Here is a 19,341-nt window from a genome sequence, read left to right as displayed (position 1 = left end):
ATATACCCAGCTCTGCTGCTCGCCGGCAAACCGCTGCTCGGAGTGCGGAGGGCGAGGTCGGAGGCGGGCACTAGCCTGGGCCGCATCCCTAACCTGGGCCGCATCCTCGCCGATCGGGAGAACTCCGCTATGCACGGCAAGCTGGTGAGCCGGCGGGCGCTCAACCGGGCCACCCTGCACCGACAGATGCTGCTGCGCCGGTCGGACCGCACGCCGGTCGAGGCGCTCGAACACCTGGTCGGGATGCAGGCCCAGACCACCCACACCTGGTACGTCGGCTTCTGGACCCGGTTGCGTGACTGTCCACCCGGGGCGGTGGCGGAGCTGTTGACCGACCGGCGGGCGGTCCGGATCGCGCTGATGCGCTCGACCATCCACCTGGTCACCGCCGCCGACGCGCTGGCGCTGCGCCCCGTGCTGCAACCGGTGGTCGAACGCGGCCTGGCGCAGACCTACGGCCGGCGGCTCACCGGCGTGGACCGGGACGAGCTCGTCGCGGCCGGCCGCGAACTGCTCGACGAGCGACCGCTGACCTTCGGACAGCTCGGCAAGGCCCTCTCGCGGCACTGGCCGGACCACGATCCCGAGGCGCTTGCCCAGGCGGTCCGGGCCTGGGTGCCACTGGTCCAGGTGCCGCCCCGGGGCGTCTGGGGGCGCAGCGGGCCGGCCGCGCACCAGAGTGTCGAGAGGTGGCTCGACGAGCTGCCGCCGTCGGCCGTCTCCGTCGACGACCTGGTGCTCCGCTATCTGGCCGCCTTCGGCCCGGCCACCGTGCGTGACGTGCAGGTCTGGTCCGGACTGACCCGGCTCGCCGAGGTGGTCGAGCGGTTGCGCCCGAGCCTGGTGCCGTTGCGGGACGAGAATGGGGCGGAACTGTTCGACCTGCCCGACGCCGTACGTCCCGACCCGGACGCGCCCGCCGCGCCCCGGTTCCTCTACGACTTCGACAACCTGCTGCTCTCGTACGCCGACCGGTCCCGGGTGCTCACCGAGGAGTTCCGGGCCCGGTCGGTGACCCGCAACGGCCAACTGCCGAGAGCCGTGCTGATCGACGGCTTCACCGCCGGCACCTGGACGACGGTCGTCGAGCGGGACAGCGCACTGCTCACGGTCGAGCCGTTCGCCCGGCTCTCCGCCGCGGACGCGGCGGCGCTGGAGGTCGAGGGTGTGGACCTGCTGCGCTTCCTGGCCGGCGACGACTGCCGACCGGAGGTCAGGATCGTGGGTCCGCGCTGACCGGTGCGGTGCTCGGCTGTCCCGGTTGCCGGGGGCGGAGCGCTCCGGCGGCCAGGGCGACGAAGAGTGCGAGCAGGGCCGGCAGTGCCAGGGCGCGGGGCAGGCCGAGCAGTTCGGCGGCACCGCCGATCACCACCGGCCCGACGAGGAAGCCCAGGTAACCCAGGCCGGCGACCCGGGCCAGTGCCCGACCGGCCTGGCTCGGGTCCCGGTTGCCGGCGGCCGAGAAGACCTGCGGTGCGATGCAGGAGAGCCCGGCGCCGAGGCAGCCGAATCCGATCAGCCCGGCGACCGGGTGGTGGACCAGCAGCGCCCCGCCGAGCCCGACGGCGGCCAGGATGCCGCTGCCGCGTACCAGGGTCACCGGACCGAGCGCGGCGGCGAGCCGGTCGCCGACGAGCCGGCCGGCCGTCATCATGATCGCGAAGGCGGCGTAGGCGGCGGCGGCGAAACCCGGCTCGCTGCCCAGGCTCTCCCGGAGATACACCGTGCTCCAGTCGGCGGCGGCGCCCTCGCCGACCAGGCAGCAGAACGCCAGGATGCCGAGGAGGAGCACGCCCGGCGACTCCCGCCGCCGCCCGCCCGGTCCGCCGCCAGCCGGCCCTGCGCCACCGTCAGCCGGCCCTGCGCCACGGTCAGCGGGCCCTGCGCCACCGGCAGACTGCCCGGCGTCGACGGGTGGCGGGGCGGGGGAGGCGGGCGGTGCGGGGTGCCCGGTGCGGGGCAGTGCCCAGCGGGCGGCCCAGGCGGCGAGGCCGAGTGCGACCAGCCCGGTCGTCCAGAAGGTGACCGGGACGCCGGCGTCCGCGCGGGCGAAGAGGCCGCCGACCGCCGCGCCGAGAAAGCCGCCGATGCTGTAGACCGCGTGGCAGGACGAGAGCATCGGGCGGCCCCGGGCGCGTTCCACCTCGACCGCGTTGGCGTTCATCGCGATGTTGAGGGTGCCGTGCACGGCACCGAAGACGAAAAGGGCCAGGGTAAGCGCGACCAGGTTGCCGGCGTACCCGGGAAGCAGCAGGCAGCCACCCTCGGCGAGGGCGACCGGCAGCATCACGCGGACGCTGCCGTACCTGTCGACCAGGCGTCCGGTGAACTGCATGCCGGTGATGGCCCCGGCGGCGAGCCCGAGCAGGCCGATGCTGAGCTGGCCGTCGGTCAGGCCCAGGTTCTCCTTGACGGCGGGGATCCGGGCGGTCCAGGTGCCGATCGCCATTCCGAAGAGCAGGAACAGCATCGACACCGCGATCCGGCCACGGCGCAGCGCGACAGGGTCGTCGAGGGACGGTGGCGACGGCACGGGCACCCCCACGGAACCAGAAGGGATCTCAGCCAAGCACCACCGACCCGAGCCGGCAACCCGGTGCCCCGTGACCCGGACAGTTTCCGCGGACGGCGGGTCAACCCTTCCCGCCCCGACCCGGCTGCCGGCTCCGGCTAACGGCTCCGGCTCTGGCTCTGGCGCTGGACGAACGCCTCGATCCCGTCGAGCAGCCGTTGCAGTCCGAAGTCGAACGAGCGGGCCGGGTCGGCCGGGGCCTGGTATTCGGCGCCGGCCACCGAGCCGACCCGGGCGGCCACCGGATAGCGTTCCGCGTCGAAGACCTGCGCCAGCAGGGGTTCGTAGCTCTGCCACCACTGCTCGGTGGTCATCCCGGTGCGCTGGCCCATCCGGGCGGTCTCCACGGCACCGCGTACCGCGCCGTGCACGTAGTCGGCGACCAGGCTGACCAGCAGGTCCATCTCGACCTCGGTCAGGCCCAGCCCGTCGACGGCGGTCAGTTCCCGGTCGTACTGGGCCAGCAGGTTCGGGCCGAGCACCGGCACGCTGCGGGCCACCTGGAGCAGCCAGGGGTGGCGGCGGTAGCGGTCGTAGTTCTCCCGGGCCAGCCGCTCGACCCGGCTGCGCCAGTCGCCCCTGCCGTCGTCGGGTGCGGCGGTCCGGGCGTGCACGGTGTCGAGCATCACGTCGATCAGCTCGCCCTTGCCCGGCACGTAGGTGTAGAGCGACATCGCGGTGACGCCGAGTTCGTCGGCGACCCGTCGCATGGAGAGCCCGGCCAGCCCCTCGCGGTCGGCGATCCCGATCGCCGCCCGGACGATCCGGTCCACCGTGAGCCTCGGTTTCGGGCCCCGCCGGGGGCGGTCGGGTACGCCCCAGAGCAGTTCCATGCTCCGCTTCGGGTCGCCACTGCCGCTGTACTCCGTCGTCACCTCGCCATCCTCCCCGAACCAAAACTTCTTACAGCGTACGCCGTAAAATCGATGCTGGTGTTCGTTGCCGGACGCGGAATCGGGCGCGGCCGGCCCCGCCGGCTCAGTTCGGACGGCCCGCCCCGCTGAGCAGTCGGTCGCCGAGATCGGTGCGCGAGTAGAGCACCTGCCGGCCCGCCCGGCGCGAGGTGAGCAGCCCGGCGGCCCGCAACGCCTGTAGGTGCACGCTGAGCGTCGGCGCGGCGAGTGCCATCTGGGTGGCGGCCTGACTCGTCGACATCGGCAGGTCGAGCTGGGCCAGCAGGGCGGCCCGGGTGTGCCCGAGGACGCCGGCCAGCGCCGAACCGGCCTGCTCGGGGTGCTCCTCCCAGAGCCGGCCGAGGCCGCGCGGCGAGTAGGAGATGCTCGGCGACGACGGCTCCGCCGTCCGCACCAGGACGTCCGGCCAGGCGAAGGCGCACGGTACGAGGAGCAGGCCGCGCCCGCCGCACTCGGCGTGGCCCTCGTAGTACTTGACGATCCGCAGCGTCTGGTCGGCGAAGGTGACCGACGGGTGCAGGTTGCCCATCATCCGGTCGACGCCCCCGTCGGCGAGCGCGTCGAGCCGGTAGGCGACGTCGTCGTTCAGCAACGCCTCGATCCGCTTCCAGTCCGGCGCGATCGCTACCCGGTGGTATGTCTCGATCGCCCCGATGATCCGGCCGAGGCCCGCATCCGGTCGGTCCACCAGCGCCCGGAGCAGGGCGTGCCGACTCTCCCGGCCGGGCCTCTGCTGGGCGATCCGGTGGGTGGCCAGGTGTGCCAGTTCCCGCGTCACGATCTCCGGGTCGGCGTCGGCGACCCGCGCCAGCTCCTCGGCGAAGGACGAGGACCGGCGCTCCGGCGGCGGCACCAGGAAGTCCGGGATGTAGCCCGCCGGCCGCACCAGTGCCCGGAGCAGTTCGAGGTCGCGGTCGCGCAGCCGGTCCGCGCGCTCGGCGAACCCGTCGATCCAGGGCCGGTGCAGGTGCGCCCCCCGCCGCCCGGCGGCCAGCGTACGGAGGCTGGCGACCGTCTCCATCAGCGGCGAGGTGGCGAAGCGTACCCGGGTCAGGTCGATCGCCGTGACGTGCAGGTGGATCACGCCTCGCCCCTCCCGATTAGGGCTGAGTCTAATCGTGGCCGACCGCACGGCGTCCGCAGCAGACTGGGCACATCCACCCGGACAACGGATAGGACTTCGAAGATGCGAACCCTGGTCTACACCGCCTTCGTCTCGCTGGACGGCGTCGTCGACTCGCCCGGCGGCGGCACCAGCTCCGAGGCCCACCGCAGCGGCGGCTGGACGTACAAGGACATCGAGTTCGTGCCCGAGGCGTACGAGCTCAAGGGTCGGGAGACCGAGGAGGCCAGCGCGCTGATGTTCGGCCGGGCCAGCTACCAGGCGTTCTCGCCGGTGTGGCCGGACATGGCGGACTTCGCCGCCCTGAAGGACCTGCCGAAGTACGTCGTCTCGACCACCCTCTCCGAGGACGCCCTGGTCGACAACTGGGGAGACATCACGATCCTGCGCTCCCTGGAGGACGTCGCCCGGCTGCGGGAGACCGACGGCGGCCCGATCTTCATCCACGGCAGTGCCACGCTCGCCCGCAACCTCTCCGACGCCGGCCTGATCGACCGCTACCACCTGCTGGTCTTTCCGCTGCTGCTCGGGGCCGGCAAGCGGATGTTCAGCGACGCCGACCGGGACAAGCAGATGCTGAGGCTTGTCGAGTCCGAGACGTACGCCAACGGCATCACCAAGCTCGTCTACGACGTGCTGCGCTGAGGACCGCCGACGACAGGTGTCCAGTGCCGGACCGAGACCACGCTGACCCCGGGCGCCCGGTAGTAGGGATCGGTGTCGAGCGCCTCGCGTGCCGTCGCCTCGTCGGTGTCGAACAGCAGCAGCGCACCCGAGTCGTCCGCCCAGGGGCCGGCCGCGACCAGGCCGCCCTCGGCGTGCAACCGGGCCAGCAGCTCCCGGTGGGCGGGGCGGGCGGCCAACCGTTCGGTCGGGTCACCGGTGAAACGCACTTCCACAACGATCATGTACCGACGATACGGCCACCCGACAGGCGGGCGCGGTAAACCCTGATACAGCCGTCGGCGACGCGACGCGATGCGCGACTGGGCGGGGCGCGACTGGGCGGGGCGCGACTGGGCGGGGCGCGACTGGGCGCGACTGGGCGGGGCGCGACTGGGCGGGGCGCGACTGGGCGGGGCGAGGCGGGGCGCGACTGGGCGGGGCGGGCGGCTGGCCGGGGCGGTCGGGGACAATTCGGTGATGGAACCGAGCGAGTTGGGCAGGCTGGCCGCCGTACCCGTCTTCGCCGGGCTCGGGCCGGTACGGCTGCGCCGGCTGCTGGACCGCTCGGTGCCGCGTACCGCCCGCCCCGGCGACGTGCTGGCGCTACGCGGCCAGCCCGCCGAGCACCTGCTCGTGGTCGAGGCGGGCACCCTGACCGGGGTGCACGACACGGCGGACGGGAAGCGGCTGCGGCTCGGCGACTTCGCCGGCCCGTGCGCGGTCGACAAGAGCGCGGTGCTGGACGGCGGCGGGTACACCGCCACCTGGCTCGCCGGCACCGTGCTGCGCTACCGCCTGGTGCCGGCCGGTGAACTGCTCCGGCTGATCGACGACGTACCGGCGGTCCGGCGGCACGTACTCGGGCACCTGGCCGGTGGGCTGCGGGACCGGCAGGCGGAACTGGCCCGCACCGCGTACGCCGACGCCGGGACCCGGGTGGCGGCCTGGCTGGTCGCGGCGGCCGGCCGGAGCGGGCGCCGGGTGCCGCTGCCCGGTGCCCAGCAGGGGCTGGCCGAGTCGGTCGGGCTGACCCGGGTCTCGGTCAACCGGGCGCTGCGCGGCCTCGCCGACGCCGGGCTGGTCCGGGTCGAGCCGGGCGCGGTGCTGGTGCTCGCCCCCGAACTCCTGGCGGCCCGCGCGGCGTCGGCGGACTGACCGGCCGGACGACTGCGCCTCGACCAGGGTGCGGAGCGTCGGCTCGCACCTCCGCCGGACGGCCACCGGGCTCTCGCGGGCGCTGCCGCTATCCGGCCGAGCCGATCGCGACGGCGAGTTTGCCGACGGTACCGCTGTTGTTGAAGTCGGTGAACGCCTGCGGTACCTCGTCCAGCAGGTAGGTGCGGGCGATGGACGGGCGCAGCCGGTCGGCGGCGGCCTCGGTGGCGATGTGGTCGAGCACGATCCGGTCCGGGATCGCCTCGACCGTGCTGACGTTCAGCTCCCGGTCGCCGAGCTGCTCGGCGTCCACTCCGACGGTGGAGGCGAACCGGCCGCCGGGGGTGACCAGGTCGGCGACCGTCTCCGGGTCGCCGGCCAGGTGGATGGCGCCGTCCACCCCGTCCGGGGCGAGTTGCCGGACCTGCGCGGCCAGGTCGGCCCGGTGGTCCACGGTGTGTGCGGCACCGAGTTCGTGCAGCAGGTCGGCGGCCGGCCCGGCCTCGGCGGTGGCGATCACCGTCGCGCCGCGCGCGGCGGCGAGCTGGACGGCGTAGTGCCCGACCCCGCCGGTGGCCCCCGAGATCAGCAGCGTCTCGCCGTGCCCCGGGCCGATCGCGTCCACGCTGGCCAGCGCGGCGATCCCGGCCAGGCCGAGTACGCCGGCGCAGCGGTAGTCGACACCGGCCGGCAGCGGCGCCAGCCCCATCTCCTCCGGCACGACCACGTACTCGCCGAACGAGCCGTCGCCGAGCCCCGGCTTGGCCACCACACCGAAGACCTTCTCGCCCGGCATGAACCCGCGTACGCCCGGCCCGACCTCGGTGACGATGCCGGCGAAGTCCCGGCCGAGCACCACCGGAAACTGGTGTTCGAGCTCGCCGGCCAGGAAGCCGCCGGCGAGTTTGGCGTCGTAACCGTTCAGCGACGAGGTCTGCACCTCGATCTTCACCTCGCCGTCACCGGGCGTCGGCTCCGGCAACTCCCGGACCTCCGGCATCGCCCCGAACGACTCAGACATGACGGCACGCATCTACCGGCCCTCCCCGTTAGCCCGATCCGATCCCGTTGCTTTCCCGCCCGCCTCCGCTACATGCCTCGCAGCGTGGCGGATCAGTCGAAGAACCGGGCCAGGTGGCCGGGGTCCGGGCCGGGGTCGTCCGGGCCGAGCGGGGTGAGGTCGGCGAAGATCGACGCGCCGTCGCAGCCGGCGTGCAGCGGGTACCACCGGGGCGCACCGGGATGACGCTGGCAGATGTGCTTGATCGTCTGTACGTCCAGCAGCCGGACGTGGGTCGGGTCGGCGACCGCGTTGACATGCCCCCACCAGGGGCTCATCACGTGCAGCACGCCGCCGGGCCGGAGTACCCGGTGGCACTCGTCGACAAGGGTCAGGAAGTCGATCAGGTGCTCCAGGATGTGCACCGTGAAGATCACGTCGACCGAGTCGGCGGCCAGCGGCAGCGGGCCGGAGAGGTCGGCCTGGGCGTCCACCCCGGGCGCCACCCGCAGGTCGAGACCGAGGTTGCCGGGGTACTGCTTCGCGGCACCGCAGCCGAGATCCATCACCACCGGGTCCCGGCCGGCCACCCGTACCCGGGACCAGACCGCGAGTACGCCGTCGAGCCGGCCGACGAGCCGGCGTACCGTGGCCAGCTCGTCGCGGTCGACCACCTCGCCGGTCAGGTGCGCGACGCCCCGGTCGAACCGTGCCTGCACGGCGGTGCCGCGCAGCCGGTCGTCGTGCTTGACCAGGTCGGCGTAGGCCATGCCGAGGAACTCGTCGATCGAGCGCAACCGTTCCCCGGAGGGTGCCCTGTGCAGCTGCGCGACCATCCTCCACCTCCCGGCCGCGGCTACCCGGAATCGTCCCCGTTACGCATCCGGGTCGGGTTCACCCCCGGTCAGCCGGTGCCGGCCCGCCGGCCGGCCCGGCCGAGGTTGCGCAGCCGCGGTCGGGGGGTCGCCGCCCGGAGTACCCGCTTGAGGTGGTAGCGGTGCAGTTCGGCGCTGCCCTGCATGTTGGCGTCCTCGGTCACCGAGACCAGCTCCCAGCCCTGGGCGCCGGCCCGGTTGAGGTGGGAGAGCGCGGTGTCCCCGTACGGGGAGACGTCGAGCACGGCACCGTCCGGGCCGTACCAGGTGTAGACGAGTTCCCAGCCGCTCTCGTCCAGCCGGGGTTGGCGGCGGCGCACCAACAGGGCGTACTCCCAGGTGAGCATGGCGTGGTTATTGCCCAGTCCGGCGGCGGGAGAAACGAAGGTCGATGGCCGGGGACCGCCGGCCGTCAGGCTTCGCTGACCCGGCCGGCGTCGACCCGGACGTGCCGGGTGGTCCGGGCCGTCTGGAGCATCCGGCGGTCGTGGGTGACCAGCAACAGCGTTCCCGGGTACGACTCCAGCGCCGATTCGAGCTGTTCGATCGCCGGCAGGTCGAGGTGGTTTGTCGGCTCGTCCAGGACCAGCAGGTTGACGCCCCGGGCCTGGAGCAGGGCCAGTGCCGCCCTGGTCCGCTCACCCGGCGACAGGGTGTCGGCGGGCCGCAGCACGTGCCCGGCGCGCAGCCCGAACTTGGCCAGCAGGGTACGCACGTCGGCCGGGGTCAGCTCGGGTACGGCCGCCGAGAAGGCGTCCAGCAGGGGCTCGCCGCCGACGAAGAGTCCCCGGGCCTGGTCGACCTCGCCGACCACCACGCCGGGGCCGAGCGAGGCGTGCCCGGCGTCCAGCGGCAGCCGGCCCAGCAGGGCCGCCAGCAGCGTCGACTTGCCGGAACCGTTCGCGCCGGTGATCACCATCCGGTCGGCCCAGTCCACCTGGAGGTCGACCGGGCCGAGGGTGAACCCGCCGCGCCGGACGACCGCGCCGCGCAGCGCCGCCACCACCGCACCGGCCCGGGGTGCGGCGGCGATCTCCATCTTGAGCTGCCACTCCTTGCGCGGCTCCTCGACCACCTCCAGCCGTTCGATCAGCCGTTCGGTCTGCCGGGCCTTCGCGGCCTGCTTCTCGGTCGACTCGGCCCGGAACTTCCGGCCCACCTTGTCGTTGTCGGTCGCCTTCCGCCGGGCGTTCTTGACGCCCTTCTCCATCCAGGCCCGCTGGACCCGGGCCCGCGCCTCCAGCCCGGCCCGGGTCTCGGCGTACTCCTCGTAGTCGGCGCGGGCGTGCCGGCGGGCGACCTCGCGCTCCTCCAGGTAGGCCGCGTAGCCGCCGCCGTAGTGCCGCACCTGATGCTGGTGCAGGTCGAGTTCGAGGATCCGGGTCACCGTCCGGGTCAGGAACTCCCGGTCGTGGCTGACCAGCACCGTGCCGGCGCGCAGCCCGGTGACGAACTCCTCCAGCCGCTGGAGCCCGGCCAGGTCGAGGTCGTTCGTCGGCTCGTCGAGCAGGAAGACGTCGTAGCGGCTGAGCAGCAGCGACGCCAGTCCGGCCCGGGCCGCCTGGCCGCCGGAGAGCGCGGTCATCGGTTGTTCCAGGTCGACGGCGAGGCCGAGTTCGGCGGCGACCTGGTCGGCCCGCTCGTCCAGGTCGGCGCCGCCGAGCGCGAGCCAGCGTTCCAGCGCGGCCGCGTACCGGTCGTCGGCGCCGGCCACCCCGTCGGTGAGCGCTCCGGTCGCGGCGTCGAGTTCGGCCTGTGCGGCGGTCACCCCGGTCCGGCGGCCGAGGAATGCCCGGACCGTCTCGCCCGGTCGCCGGTCGGGCTCCTGCGGCAGGTGGCCGACGCTCGCCGACGGCGGGTTGAGGGCCAGGCTGCCGTGTTCGAGCGGTTGCCGCCCGGCGAGGGTACGCAGCAGGGTCGACTTGCCGGCCCCGTTGACCCCGACCACCCCCACCACGTCACCGGGGGCGACGACGAGTTCGAGGTCGGCGAAGAGGACCCGGTCGCCGTGTCCGGCGGCGAGGTCCTTGGCGATAAGTGTGGCGCTCATGAGACTTGAAATGCTATCCGCAGTCCTCCCCGGCGAGGGGCACACTGATCACCGTGACGACCACGTTGGCGATCGACTGCGGCGGCGGCGGGATCAAGGCGTCCGTACTCGACGGGGCCGGCACGATGCGGACCCGGCCGCTGCGGGTGCCGACCCCGTACCCGTTGCCGACCGCGCTCTTCGTCAAGACCCTGCTCGATCTCGGCGGCCGGCTGCCGGCGGCGGACCGGGTCACGGTCGGGATGCCCGGGATGCTCCGGCACGGCGTCGTGGTGGCCACCCCGCACTACGTCACCCGGGCCGGGCCGCGCACCAGGCCGGATCCGGAGCTGGTCGCCGAGTGGTCGGGCTTCGACGTGCGCAGCGCGCTCACCGACGCGTTCGGGCTGCCGACGCTGGTGCTCAACGACGCGGAGGTGCACGGTGCGGGGGTGGTCGCCGGCACCGGCCTGGAGCTGGTGCTGACCCTCGGCACCGGGCTGGGCTGCGCGCTCTTCGACGGCGGGCTGCTCGCCCCGCACCTGGAGCTGTCCCAGGCGCCGGTCCGGTGGGGGATGAGCTACGACACCTACGTCGGCGAGCACGAGCGGCGCCGGCTCGGCGACGGCTTCTGGTCGCGCCGGGTCCGGGGGGTGGTGGAGGGGCTGCGCCCGGTCTTCCTCTGGGACCGGCTCTACCTGGGCGGCGGCAACTCCCGGCTGGTCCGCCCGGAACAGCTCGCCCGGATGGGTGACGACGTGGTGGTGGTGCCGAACAGTGCCGGCATCGTCGGCGGGGTCCGGGCCTGGGAACTGGGCGCCGGGCGGGGCTGACCGCCGCCGTCCCCGACTGGGGTTCGGCTCCGGGGAATATCCCGGACGGGCATGATACCCGGGTGTCAGCAGTGACCACTCTCGCCTGCTCGAACAGCAGCTACTCCAGCCCGCTCGCTCCATCGCTCGGCATCCGCACCCGCTCATGAAACCGGCTGGTGTGCGCAGTTATGGTCGCTACCACGACAATAACTGCGCACACCCCACAACACACCGCGAGCACCGCGAGCACCAATGACATGGTGGTATCGCCGCAACAGGCAACTGCCCGACCCGCCGGACGCCCTCCCGCTGTCGCGATCTTGTCCAACGGAACAGTCGCGGTCCCGGCGGTGTTGTGCCAGCGTCGGGGGGAAGTAGTCGCGACATGAGGAGGTGGGTCTAGTGGATCTTCTGGCCGAGTACCGCCGGGCGACCATGTACTTCGAGACCGGGGACCCGTCCGGGGCCGCCCGGTTGCTGGAGCCCATCGTCGAGGCCGAGCCCGACAACGCCTCCGTACGCCAGTTGCTGGCCCGCGCGTACTTCCAGTCGGCGCAGCTCGCCCGCGCCGAGGAGCAGTTGCGCACCCTGGTGCAGCGCGACCCGAGCGACCACTACGCGCACCACGTGCTCGGCCGCACCCTGGAACGGGTCGGCCGGCCGGAGGAGGCACTCCGGCACCTCCGGATCGCCGCCGCGATGTACGCCGAGAACGACGACTACCGGGTCGCCCTGGCACGGGTCGAGACCCGGGTCGGCGGTCGGCGGTGAAGCTCAAGCTCGACCTGCACGACATCTTCAACAAGGGTCACGACATCGACCGGGCGCTGCGCGGGATCATGGACGAGGCGGTGGCCAAGAAGGCCACCATGGTCGAGATCATTCCCGGTAAGGGGTCGGGACAGCTGAAGAAGCGGGTACTCCGCTTCCTCGACCAGAAGGACGTCAAGCAGCTCTACCACCGGGTCGAGAAGGATTCGAAGAACTTCGGCCGACTTTTCAGCGGAGGCATCACTACCCCGGCCCCGTGACCAGCCGGGACGCGCAGAGGCCCCCGGCAAGGGGAAGGCCGGGGGTCTCGCGGGCGCTCACCGCTGCAACGGCTCGCACCGTCCCGCCATGGCTGGACCCAGCGTGCGGGAGTTGGGGTTACCGGCGCCTGGGTACCCAGTAGAGGATCTGTCCGACGATCATCTCTGGGGGTCGGTCCGGCAGTGCTTGCAGGGCTCGGGCGAGGTGCGCGGCGAGATACATCATCAGCCCGATGCGGTTGCCGTCGAAGCTGCGCAGTAGGGCCAGCCGGGCATCCTTGCAGGGCCACTCGCGCTCGCACTCCAGGCAGGCGTACCGAGGCCCCGGGAGGTGCTGCCCCGTGCGCGCCGCCGCCAACCGCTTTCGCACGGCGTGCCGCTCCCATCGCGCCCACGGCCCAATCACGACTACACCCGGCCGGCTCGCTGAGGCTGGCGCCGTTCCCCGTAGCGGCCTCGGTGCGCCTGACCGGGCGTCAGGTACCCCGTTAGGCCGGCGTTGCTCAGCGTCGGACCGTTCCACCCTTCGTACCGACCGCCCCGCGAAGGTGGCGGGGGTGGCGGGGGTGGCGGGGGTGCCGGGAGTGGCGACGGCTCGTTGTCCGGAATCCGGTCCATCCATCCGACCTGCGCTTGCGCCTCCCTGGCGATCCTGGCGGCAGTCGTGGCCGCCCGCACCTGTACGCGGAAGGCGTGCCGGCCGCATGGCGTCGGTACCCGCTCGATCGAGTCGGGGCAGCACCAGCGCTGGCCGCATCGACAGTAGAGCCAGAGGAGCCACCACGCGCGGCGATGACGGGGCTTGAGGCGTTGTCCCATGTCGTGCCCTCCTGAGCCGGCAGATAGGAGAGGGGGACGGCGCCCGGTATTAGTCCCCGGCGCGCCATCCCCCGTGCGACGGAGGTGTGCCACCCAAGGGAGCGGAAGGGCCGCCCCCGAGGCGTTTGGGTGGGGGGTATGGATTTGCGGGCCGCCCCTCTCCGTCTGTGATCCACCCTGGACCGTGACCGCATGGTGACGGAAGATGTGTCCAGGGCAGTTGTGGCCTACAGATGGGCGGAGGGGGACAGTTGGCCGACACGAACGAGTTTCGTCACATGTTGCGCAGGCTCCGGACGGAGCGCGGCCTGTCTCAGGATGCCCTGGGCGCCGAGGTGCACGTCACCGGCTCCCAGATAGGCCACTACGAGTCAGGCCGATCGGTTCCAGCGGACGACATGGCCGCCCGGCTGGACGACACCCTCAGGGCTGACGGTGAGCTGCGGAAGGCCGCCGAGCAGGCCCGTGGGGATGCCGTGGCGCCATGGTTGCGCCCGTGGGCGGACAACGAGGAGCGGGCCATAGCCCTGCGGCTCTGGGAGCACTCCATTGTGCCCGGCCTGCTTCAGACAGAGGCGTACGCGCGGGCCATCTTCGGAACCGGCTGGCACACCCCGGGCCAGGCGGAGGAAGCGTTGCGCACTCGGATGGAGCGCCAGGCGGCGGCACTAGATCGTCCAGACCCGGTAACGCTCGCTGCCATCATCGGAGAGTCCGTCTTGCACCAAGGGGCGCCGGACGTCATGAAAGAGCAGCTAACCCACCTGGTAGACATCGGCCACCGCCCCAACGTCCACGTCCGCGTGGTGCCGACCTCCGCCGGGATACATGCGGGAGTGGCCGGTGCGTTCGCTATCGCAACCCTGGCCGACGGGTCAACGGTCGTCTACTTGGACGACCTGGTGGAGGGTAAAATCGGCAGCCGAGCACGAGATCTACGGCGTGCGGTCACCGCGTGGGAGAGTGTCTGCTCCAAGGCGCTACCCTCGGAGGAGTCCCGCCAACTTATTATGAAGGCGATTGATCACCATGGAACCGAACTGGCGTACGAGTAGCCGCAGCAGCGATAACGGCGGCAACTGTGTCGAGGTCGCCGACAACCTTCCCGGCCGGGTGCTGGTCCGGGACAGCAAGGACCGCGACGGCGGCACCCTGGCCTTCGAGTCGACCGCCTGGCAGGCGTTCGTCAGTCTCGCGAAGCAGCACGCCTGACGCGTGCCGCCCGCAGAGCGAGCCGGGTGAGCAACGGATTGAGCTGTCGGCGCGACCGCAGGGCGGCCCCGACCGCCCTGGCATACGGCGTGTAGACGATTACGACGCTCGGGCGCTCCGCCATGCCCCGAGAGTACCGAGCGACGCAGAAAAGGCCCCCCGCCGCGAGGCAGGGGGCTTCTCTGTTTCGTGCTACCGGACATCTCTGCCGACCGAGCGGATCCACTCGTCGTGGAGCCATCGTCGGGTCTCGTGCATCGGAGGGTAGAGGTTGCAGGTTGCCTGCACCTCGCGTTGCAGGTGAACGCGGCGCTCGATGTCGCGCACCTGGCGCCCGATCAGCACGCACTCCCTGATCGCCCAGGTCGTAAAGCCCAGGCCGAAGGCTATGAGCAGCCAGATCAGGATCGGCCCGATCGCGCTCACGTCGCCTCGCCGTTCAGGTAGTCGGCCAGGGCCGTCAGGCCGCCCTTGAGCGCCTTGGCCACCGCCTGCTGGCTCACACCCTCCTTGCTCGCGATCTCGCCCTGTGACCAATCCAGGCCGTACCGCAGCAGGAGCCGGCGACGATGCAGGGCGAGGAGAGGGGCTTGCTCCCAGGCTCGGCGGACGTCGGCCATCGCCGCGACCACCGTGTTGCCGGTCTTGACGTTGACGGAGGCTCGCCGGTCGTGGCCGCTGAAGCACCAGCAGAACCCGCAGCCCCCAGAGCGCCGGCCGTTGTGGACGTGCCGGCACACCCCGAACTCGTCTCCCTCGAAGGAGAGGAGGCACCCCTCCCCCCACTGGTCCAGATCGCAGCGGTGCGTGCACGCATCCCGTCCCGGGGTGCAGTGCTTGCACTTCGACCTGTACGCGGGGGAGAGGGGATTCTCCGCACCCTTCGTCATGGTGGGATCGAACACGGCCGGAAGCAGTCGCTCCACCACTTCGAGGGTGTAGGTCACAGTGGTCCGTCCCTGAAGGCGTAGACGTAGCGGCCGAACGAGCCGACCGCGATGCCGTTGACGTGCCGGTACCAGGGGTTGCCCCAGAACATCGGGCTGACGTAGATCGGGAGCCAGCGCCACCAGCCATGGAGGCGGGCCACCCCGGCGTACCACCGCTGCTCGCCGACGGGCCAGGCCCAGCCGATCAAGATGGCCAGAACTTGCAGAGCGAAGATGGCGAAGTAGATCACTCGCTCCCGCCCCCACCCTTCGGCAGGTTCGCCAGGAGAACCAGCACGGCCATGAGTCCGCAGACGAGCAGCCCCCACATCATGCGACCACCCGCCGAACCGTGATCCGGCCACCGGCCGAGCCGGTTGGCGCGGCCCAGCGAAGGCCCATCATCATGCCGGCGTACTCGCCGTTGCGGACTCGCGTTGGAGGCAGGGGCACGTCCCCGTCGGCCAGCTCGATGCCGACCGACTCCTCCTCGTCCCGCTGGCCGTCCCGCATCGCGTCGTAGGACACGCTCTGCGGTCGACGGGCCTCGGTGCGGACCTGGTCCTCCAGGTCCCGGGCCACGTCGGTGAAGACGTGGTTGACGTGCCCGGCGGCCAGTTCCTCGCGTACCCATCCTGCCTTGACGGCCAGCAGGATCAGGGCCTCCTGGTAGAGGTCCGCCTCGTCGGAGCCGTACCGGTCGGCTACCTTCCGGGCGGCCCGCCCGGCGATGCTGTGCGCCTCCGGCGACTCCTCCACGAACGTCCACTCGAAGCCGCGCCCGTGCGGGGGCTCGCCGGCCTCGATGTCGCGCTCCTGCTCGGGGAGCGAGCCGGCCAGCCCGTGCAGGTAGGCCAGGGTCTCCTCGTGGGCGCGCTGCGCGCCGGCCGCCGCCAGGTACAGGTGGCCCAGCCGGCGAGTCAGCACCTCCCGCCACTCCTCGGTGAGGGCGGCGTCACGCCGCTCCCGCACGGCCGCGATCTGCGCCTCGTGCCGGTTCTGCCGTTCCCGCGCCCGGACCGCGTCCGACCGCAGGGTTGCAGCCAGGACGCGCTTCTCTCGGATGTTCAACCCAGCTCCTCGGTCTCAGTATCAGTTTCAGGTCGCGGAAACGGGCCGCGTATCGGTGCCGTCGAACCTCCGGGTGGCCCGACTCCATGCGCCGCAGCCCCGGCACTGGAACCGCTGGTACCTGCCGGTAGAGGTCAGGGCGTAGCCCTCGCGCCGCAGGTCTTCCGAGCCGCAGTGCGGGCAGACGTCGTCGCCGTCGACTACGAGGCGCTGGTTCGGAGCGCCGACCAGCCAGGGCATCAGCCGATCGTGAAGCTGCTCCAGCAGGACGACGTCCTGCATGTTGTAGAGCTTCATCAGCTCCCACGCCTCGGGGTCACCGGCCATGCAGCGGACCCAGAGGGTGTGCCCCTCGTGCTTCACCTTCCCGGCCAGCCCGAGCTGCTGGGCCACGTAGTCCAGCTTGTTGCTCGGGAACCGGAAGCGCCGCTTCACCGTCTCCAGAAAGTCGAGCTGCTGGTACGGGGCCGGCGGCCCCAGCTTCGCGACCACGAACTCCCGGTTCAGGGTGGGCATGTCGAACCGCTTGCCGTTGTAGTGGCCAACCACGTCGGCCTGACTCAGCAGCCCGTGGGCAGCGTCGATCATGGCGGCGTGGTCGACGTGGAACTCCGAGAGGAAGTGCGTCTCCGGCTCGCCGCGCCACTTCCAGGCGAACGAGATCACCCGCCCGGACTCCATGAGCTGGCTCAGACTGATCGTCTGCTTCCAGAGGCTCCAGACGTGCGCCGTGTTGGGCGCCGTCTCGATGTCGATGTAGAGCGTTCGGTACGCCCCCGGGTCGGTCACTCAGTCTCCTTGCGGTCGACCAGCGGGGCGGCCTCGATTCCGGCCCACGGGTTGGTCGGGTCGGCCTCGGCGGGGCTCGGCTCGCCCTCGATGGCCCAAAGGACCGTGGGCGGGATCCCGGTCATCTCCGCCAGCCGGGTTACCGTGTCCGCGTAGGCCATGAAGGCCGCCTGCACCGCGTCAACGGTGTGCACCGAGGCAGCGCGCTGGCGCCGGCTCGACCGCCACATCTGAAGCGCGACGGCGGCGACCTGGATCAGCTCGATCTCGTACGCATCGGGGTCGACCTCCGACAGGGCCTCATAGACCTCCTCCAGGAGGATGCCGGCCCAGGCCGGAGTCCGGTTCTTCTTGCGGGCGTCGTTGACGGCCTTCTCGATCTCGGCGCGGCGGAGGAAGTAGGCCCGCTCATTGCCCGCGAGCACCGGGTGGTCCTGCCGGCCCCATTGCTCGTCCTGCCGCTCCAGCTCGTCCTTAACGAGCGACAGGGCCTCGCCCGCTTCCTGCTCGTCCACGTACTGCCGCGCCCACTCAGCGGCGTCCTCAGGGGTCAGGATGGTCACTTGCTCTCCTTGCTCGGGGCCGGCACCTTGACGATGTTCTTGACGTTGTGGATGGTCACCGGGGTCGGAGCGCTGCGGTACTCCTCGACGTAGTCCTTGAGCACGCCCTGGACGTATTGCCGCTCGTACTGGTGGCGGGCCGCCCAGGATGCGTCGTTCTGCCCCCGGTAGCCGTAGGCGCTCCAGTTGGCGACGATCGGGTGTCGGCGATTCAGCTCCTCCTCGGAGATCACCTCGCCGGTTTCCTTGTGGGTGTAGAGGTAGTGGGCCTTGACCTCCCAGCCCTTGTCGCTGGCGTAGGGGTCGATGCCCTTGCCGGTCCGCTTGTCCCGGTAGCGGGTGCGCTGGTAGCCGGCGCTCCACCGAGTGCCCTCCTGGCGCTCGATCTTCGCGCTCTTGCCGTTGTAGGAGACGAGCGTGCCGAGCACCATCTGGACGGAGCGGCCGGACATCTGCGGGTAGACCACCGGGTCACCCGGGCGGATCTCTTGGCCCGCCACGTCGATCAGAACCTCGGTCATCCTCGCTCCTCGATCAGTTCGAGCAGGGCTGCTGGCCCGCCCGCTACGTACAGGTCCGTGACGTCGCCGTGCTCCTGTCGAAGCGAGACGGCCTGAGCGCTCCGCAGGGAGCGCGTGATCTTGCTGGTCAGCTTGGCTCCGGCGTCGTCCGGATCGGCCCAGACCCAGACCTTGCTGAAGCCGGCGAGCATCCGGCGGTGCCGGCCAGCCCAGCTCTCCACCCCGGGTGCTCCGACGGCCGGCAGGCCCATGGCGTTGAGGATGATCGCGTCCAGCTCGCCCTCGGCGACGTGGATCGTGTCCCCGGCTCGGTGGATCGCGCCGATGTTGAACATCCGGACCGGCTCGTCCTCCACGGACATGTACTTGCCGTGGTAGTGGTCGCGGTGGACGTGCTCCTCCAGGCACCGGAATCGGATGGTCAGCGGGGCGCCGTTGTGATCCAGGTACGGGATGGCCAGGTAGCCCCGGAACTTCCCGTGCCCCGGCATCGGGTCGACCACCACGCCCAGGCGGAACTCGTCGGCCAGCTCGGGCGTGATGCCTCGGGCCTCCAGCCACTCGCCCACCTCGGGAGTGGCCGTCTCCTGGTAGCAGGCCACCGCCTCCTCCAGCGCCTTGCGCTGAGCCGGCGAGAGAGGCCGCAACGGCTCCTTGTCGTCAGCCACGCTCACCTCCGCTTCCAGGTCGGCCGGAAGCTGGCCCCTCTGGCTCTGTCACTCGGCTTGCGCCGACGCCCCCCATAGAGGCTGCCTGTGGTCTCACTATCGGTTTGACCTCCCACGGAACCGGAGGCCAGATCCAGCCCCTCGGCATGCTTGACAGCCTCGCGGAAGGTGAGCCCTTCGCGCTGCATGATCAGGTCCCACGAGCTGCCGGCCTTCCCGCAGCTCATGCAGTGCCACAGCTCGCGATCCAGGTCCAGCGAGCAGGACGGCGTCCGGTCCTCGTGCAGCGGACACCGGATCATCTGCCGCGTCTTGACCGGGCTGTACTGCACCCCGTAGTGGTCGAGCAGGGCGGGAAGAGAGGGGCGGGCCAGCTCGCCGCCGGCCCGCCCTCTCAGTCGCTCGATCGGTCGCCAGGTCACAGCCGGGCGCCCTCCGGGGTCTCCAGCCAGTCAGCGAACAGCGGATCGTCCGCCCGGATCTCCTTCATGCGCTGCCGGCCGCACAGCGGGCCGATCAGGTCGCAGCACTGGCAGCGGGGCTCGGGCACCCGGGCTCCCACGATCAGGTCCATCGGACCCCCTCGGTC

At 71.7% G+C, this 19,341-nt stretch carries 27 protein-coding genes; 8 read left to right on the top strand and 19 right to left on the bottom strand.

Translation table 11 applies throughout. The features are described from left to right. The first annotated feature begins 129 nt into the window (after window positions 1-129). Window positions 130-1,236 carry a winged helix DNA-binding domain-containing protein gene (locus tag ACN28A_RS10150; protein ID WP_421394410.1) on the top strand — a complete coding sequence of 369 codons (1,107 nt, stop codon included), beginning with the start codon at window positions 130-132 and terminating at the stop codon, window positions 1,234-1,236. Here the strand turns inward: ACN28A_RS10150 and ACN28A_RS10145 are convergent. The 3 genes from ACN28A_RS10145 to ACN28A_RS10135 form a co-directional block, all read right to left on the bottom strand. Further along, window positions 1,214-2,545, bottom strand: a complete 1,332-nt coding sequence (locus tag ACN28A_RS10145) for an MFS transporter (RefSeq protein WP_421394407.1) — start codon at window positions 2,543-2,545, stop codon at window positions 1,214-1,216. The two genes, ACN28A_RS10150 and ACN28A_RS10145, sit on opposite strands and share 23 nt — an antisense overlap. Window positions 2,546-2,670: 125 nt before the next feature. Beyond that, complete coding sequence (locus ACN28A_RS10140; protein WP_421394406.1) at window positions 2,671-3,447, bottom strand: TetR/AcrR family transcriptional regulator; 777 nt, start codon at window positions 3,445-3,447, stop codon at window positions 2,671-2,673. A 103-nt stretch (window positions 3,448-3,550) separates the two neighbouring features. Continuing rightward, window positions 3,551-4,570: a DUF5937 family protein gene (locus ACN28A_RS10135; protein WP_421394405.1), complete on the bottom strand. Its 1,020-nt coding sequence runs from the start codon at window positions 4,568-4,570 to the stop codon at window positions 3,551-3,553. 102 nt (window positions 4,571-4,672) lie between these two features. On the opposite strand from ACN28A_RS10135, the gene ACN28A_RS10130 reads away from it, so the two are divergent. Next, complete coding sequence (locus tag ACN28A_RS10130; RefSeq protein WP_421394403.1) at window positions 4,673-5,254, top strand: dihydrofolate reductase family protein; 582 nt, start codon at window positions 4,673-4,675, stop codon at window positions 5,252-5,254. On the opposite strand, the gene ACN28A_RS10125 is transcribed toward ACN28A_RS10130, so the two are convergent. Beyond that, window positions 5,236-5,517 (bottom strand): YciI family protein, encoded by a 282-nt coding sequence (locus ACN28A_RS10125; protein ID WP_421394401.1) that lies wholly within the window; start codon window positions 5,515-5,517, stop codon window positions 5,236-5,238. The two genes, ACN28A_RS10130 and ACN28A_RS10125, sit on opposite strands and share 19 nt — an antisense overlap. A 235-nt stretch (window positions 5,518-5,752) precedes the next feature. Between ACN28A_RS10125 and ACN28A_RS10120 the strand changes: the two genes are divergently transcribed. Beyond that, window positions 5,753-6,430: a Crp/Fnr family transcriptional regulator gene (locus tag ACN28A_RS10120; RefSeq protein WP_421394399.1), complete on the top strand. Its 678-nt coding sequence runs from the start codon at window positions 5,753-5,755 to the stop codon at window positions 6,428-6,430. An 88-nt stretch (window positions 6,431-6,518) separates the two neighbouring features. On the opposite strand, the gene ACN28A_RS10115 is transcribed toward ACN28A_RS10120, so the two are convergent. From ACN28A_RS10115 to ACN28A_RS10100, 4 genes are all read right to left on the bottom strand, one after another. Beyond that, entirely contained in the window at window positions 6,519-7,451 is a 933-nt protein-coding gene (locus tag ACN28A_RS10115) for an NADP-dependent oxidoreductase (protein ID WP_421394397.1), read from the bottom strand. A gap of 92 nt (window positions 7,452-7,543) precedes the next feature. Continuing rightward, window positions 7,544-8,266 (bottom strand): methyltransferase domain-containing protein, encoded by a 723-nt coding sequence (locus tag ACN28A_RS10110; RefSeq protein WP_421394396.1) that lies wholly within the window; start codon window positions 8,264-8,266, stop codon window positions 7,544-7,546. A gap of 68 nt (window positions 8,267-8,334) precedes the next feature. Further along, the gene (locus ACN28A_RS10105; RefSeq protein WP_421394395.1) at window positions 8,335-8,652 is read right to left on the bottom strand and encodes a hypothetical protein; all 318 of its coding nucleotides are present in this window, start codon (window positions 8,650-8,652) and stop codon (window positions 8,335-8,337) included. 65 nt (window positions 8,653-8,717) lie between these two features. Next, window positions 8,718-10,355 (bottom strand): ABC-F family ATP-binding cassette domain-containing protein, encoded by a 1,638-nt coding sequence (locus ACN28A_RS10100; protein ID WP_421394394.1) that lies wholly within the window; start codon window positions 10,353-10,355, stop codon window positions 8,718-8,720. A gap of 53 nt (window positions 10,356-10,408) precedes the next feature. Here ACN28A_RS10100 and ACN28A_RS10095 point away from each other — a divergent pair, with 53 nt between their 5' ends. The 3 genes from ACN28A_RS10095 to ACN28A_RS10085 all read left to right on the top strand — a co-directional run bounded on the left by ACN28A_RS10095 (window position 10,409) and on the right by ACN28A_RS10085 (window position 12,180). Continuing rightward, the gene (locus ACN28A_RS10095; protein ID WP_421394393.1) at window positions 10,409-11,167 is read left to right on the top strand and encodes an ROK family protein; all 759 of its coding nucleotides are present in this window, start codon (window positions 10,409-10,411) and stop codon (window positions 11,165-11,167) included. Window positions 11,168-11,551: 384 nt separating this feature from the next. Continuing rightward, window positions 11,552-11,920, top strand: coding sequence for a tetratricopeptide repeat protein (locus ACN28A_RS10090; RefSeq protein ID WP_421394391.1), 369 nt, complete (start codon window positions 11,552-11,554; stop codon window positions 11,918-11,920). Beyond that, window positions 11,917-12,180: a Smr/MutS family protein gene (locus ACN28A_RS10085; RefSeq protein WP_421394389.1), complete on the top strand. Its 264-nt coding sequence runs from the start codon at window positions 11,917-11,919 to the stop codon at window positions 12,178-12,180. The genes ACN28A_RS10090 and ACN28A_RS10085 overlap by 4 nt, the downstream gene beginning before the upstream one ends. A 118-nt stretch (window positions 12,181-12,298) precedes the next feature. Here ACN28A_RS10085 and ACN28A_RS10080 read toward each other — a convergent pair whose 3' ends face one another. Beyond that, window positions 12,299-12,550, bottom strand: coding sequence for a hypothetical protein (locus tag ACN28A_RS10080; RefSeq protein ID WP_421391258.1), 252 nt, complete (start codon window positions 12,548-12,550; stop codon window positions 12,299-12,301). Window positions 12,551-13,250: 700 nt separating this feature from the next. Between ACN28A_RS10080 and ACN28A_RS10075 the strand changes: the two genes are divergently transcribed. Both ACN28A_RS10075 and ACN28A_RS10070 read left to right on the top strand, forming a co-directional pair. Further along, window positions 13,251-14,054 carry a helix-turn-helix domain-containing protein gene (locus ACN28A_RS10075; protein WP_421391257.1) on the top strand — a complete coding sequence of 268 codons (804 nt, stop codon included), beginning with the start codon at window positions 13,251-13,253 and terminating at the stop codon, window positions 14,052-14,054. Continuing rightward, complete coding sequence (locus tag ACN28A_RS10070; protein WP_421391276.1) at window positions 14,029-14,211, top strand: DUF397 domain-containing protein; 183 nt, start codon at window positions 14,029-14,031, stop codon at window positions 14,209-14,211. Before ACN28A_RS10075 ends, ACN28A_RS10070 begins: the two co-directional genes overlap by 26 nt. Window positions 14,212-14,403: 192 nt before the next feature. Here the strand turns inward: ACN28A_RS10070 and ACN28A_RS10065 are convergent, their stop codons facing one another. The 10 genes from ACN28A_RS10065 to ACN28A_RS10020 form a co-directional block, all read right to left on the bottom strand. Further along, window positions 14,404-14,637, bottom strand: a complete 234-nt coding sequence (locus tag ACN28A_RS10065; protein ID WP_421391255.1) for a hypothetical protein — start codon at window positions 14,635-14,637, stop codon at window positions 14,404-14,406. Next, window positions 14,634-15,158, bottom strand: a complete 525-nt coding sequence (locus ACN28A_RS10060) for a hypothetical protein (protein ID WP_421391253.1) — start codon at window positions 15,156-15,158, stop codon at window positions 14,634-14,636. Before ACN28A_RS10060 ends, ACN28A_RS10065 begins: the two co-directional genes overlap by 4 nt. Beyond that, window positions 15,155-15,391: a hypothetical protein gene (locus ACN28A_RS10055; protein ID WP_421391251.1), complete on the bottom strand. Its 237-nt coding sequence runs from the start codon at window positions 15,389-15,391 to the stop codon at window positions 15,155-15,157. Before ACN28A_RS10055 ends, ACN28A_RS10060 begins: the two co-directional genes overlap by 4 nt. 79 nt (window positions 15,392-15,470) lie before the next feature. Beyond that, window positions 15,471-16,211, bottom strand: a complete 741-nt coding sequence (locus tag ACN28A_RS10050) for a hypothetical protein (protein ID WP_421391250.1) — start codon at window positions 16,209-16,211, stop codon at window positions 15,471-15,473. Window positions 16,212-16,238: 27 nt separating this feature from the next. After that, window positions 16,239-17,000, bottom strand: a complete 762-nt coding sequence (locus ACN28A_RS10045) for a ribonuclease H-like domain-containing protein (protein WP_421391249.1) — start codon at window positions 16,998-17,000, stop codon at window positions 16,239-16,241. Then, complete coding sequence (locus tag ACN28A_RS10040) at window positions 16,997-17,563, bottom strand: hypothetical protein (RefSeq protein ID WP_421391248.1); 567 nt, start codon at window positions 17,561-17,563, stop codon at window positions 16,997-16,999. Before ACN28A_RS10040 ends, ACN28A_RS10045 begins: the two co-directional genes overlap by 4 nt. After that, on the bottom strand, window positions 17,560-18,084 hold the full coding sequence (locus tag ACN28A_RS10035; RefSeq protein ID WP_421391246.1) for a hypothetical protein: 525 nt from the start codon (window positions 18,082-18,084) through the stop codon (window positions 17,560-17,562). Before ACN28A_RS10035 ends, ACN28A_RS10040 begins: the two co-directional genes overlap by 4 nt. Then, window positions 18,081-18,752: a toprim domain-containing protein gene (locus ACN28A_RS10030; RefSeq protein ID WP_421391244.1), complete on the bottom strand. Its 672-nt coding sequence runs from the start codon at window positions 18,750-18,752 to the stop codon at window positions 18,081-18,083. Before ACN28A_RS10030 ends, ACN28A_RS10035 begins: the two co-directional genes overlap by 4 nt. A gap of 2 nt (window positions 18,753-18,754) precedes the next feature. Continuing rightward, the gene (locus ACN28A_RS10025) at window positions 18,755-19,174 is read right to left on the bottom strand and encodes a CHC2 zinc finger domain-containing protein (RefSeq protein ID WP_421391242.1); all 420 of its coding nucleotides are present in this window, start codon (window positions 19,172-19,174) and stop codon (window positions 18,755-18,757) included. Further along, entirely contained in the window at window positions 19,171-19,326 is a 156-nt protein-coding gene (locus ACN28A_RS10020; protein WP_421391241.1) for a hypothetical protein, read from the bottom strand. The genes ACN28A_RS10025 and ACN28A_RS10020 overlap by 4 nt, the downstream gene beginning before the upstream one ends. Between the last annotated feature and the right edge of the window lie 15 nt (window positions 19,327-19,341).

It is taken from the genome of Plantactinospora sp. WMMB782, from assembly GCF_049179135.1.
GTDB lineage: Bacteria > Actinomycetota > Actinomycetes > Mycobacteriales > Micromonosporaceae > Plantactinospora.
This window is presented reverse-complemented; position numbering and strand designations above follow the sequence as displayed.

Excerpts from the sequence above, each read along its gene's own strand:
- ACN28A_RS10150 (WP_421394410.1), top strand. The coding sequence starts at position 130 with ATGCACGGCAAGCTGGTGAGCCGGCGGGCGCTCAACCGGGCCACCCTG.
- ACN28A_RS10130 (WP_421394403.1), top strand. The coding sequence starts at position 4,673 with ATGCGAACCCTGGTCTACACCGCCTTCGTCTCGCTGGACGGCGTCGTC.
- ACN28A_RS10125 (WP_421394401.1), bottom strand. The coding sequence starts at position 5,517 with ATGATCGTTGTGGAAGTGCGTTTCACCGGTGACCCGACCGAACGGTTG.
- ACN28A_RS10120 (WP_421394399.1), top strand. The coding sequence starts at position 5,753 with ATGGAACCGAGCGAGTTGGGCAGGCTGGCCGCCGTACCCGTCTTCGCC.
- ACN28A_RS10115 (WP_421394397.1), bottom strand. The coding sequence starts at position 7,451 with ATGTCTGAGTCGTTCGGGGCGATGCCGGAGGTCCGGGAGTTGCCGGAG.
- ACN28A_RS10110 (WP_421394396.1), bottom strand. The coding sequence starts at position 8,266 with ATGGTCGCGCAGCTGCACAGGGCACCCTCCGGGGAACGGTTGCGCTCG.
- ACN28A_RS10105 (WP_421394395.1), bottom strand. The coding sequence starts at position 8,652 with ATGCTCACCTGGGAGTACGCCCTGTTGGTGCGCCGCCGCCAACCCCGG.
- ACN28A_RS10100 (WP_421394394.1), bottom strand. The coding sequence starts at position 10,355 with ATGAGCGCCACACTTATCGCCAAGGACCTCGCCGCCGGACACGGCGAC.
- ACN28A_RS10070 (WP_421391276.1), top strand. The coding sequence starts at position 14,029 with ATGGAACCGAACTGGCGTACGAGTAGCCGCAGCAGCGATAACGGCGGC.
- ACN28A_RS10035 (WP_421391246.1), bottom strand. The coding sequence starts at position 18,084 with ATGACCGAGGTTCTGATCGACGTGGCGGGCCAAGAGATCCGCCCGGGT.
- ACN28A_RS10020 (WP_421391241.1), bottom strand. The coding sequence starts at position 19,326 with ATGGACCTGATCGTGGGAGCCCGGGTGCCCGAGCCCCGCTGCCAGTGC.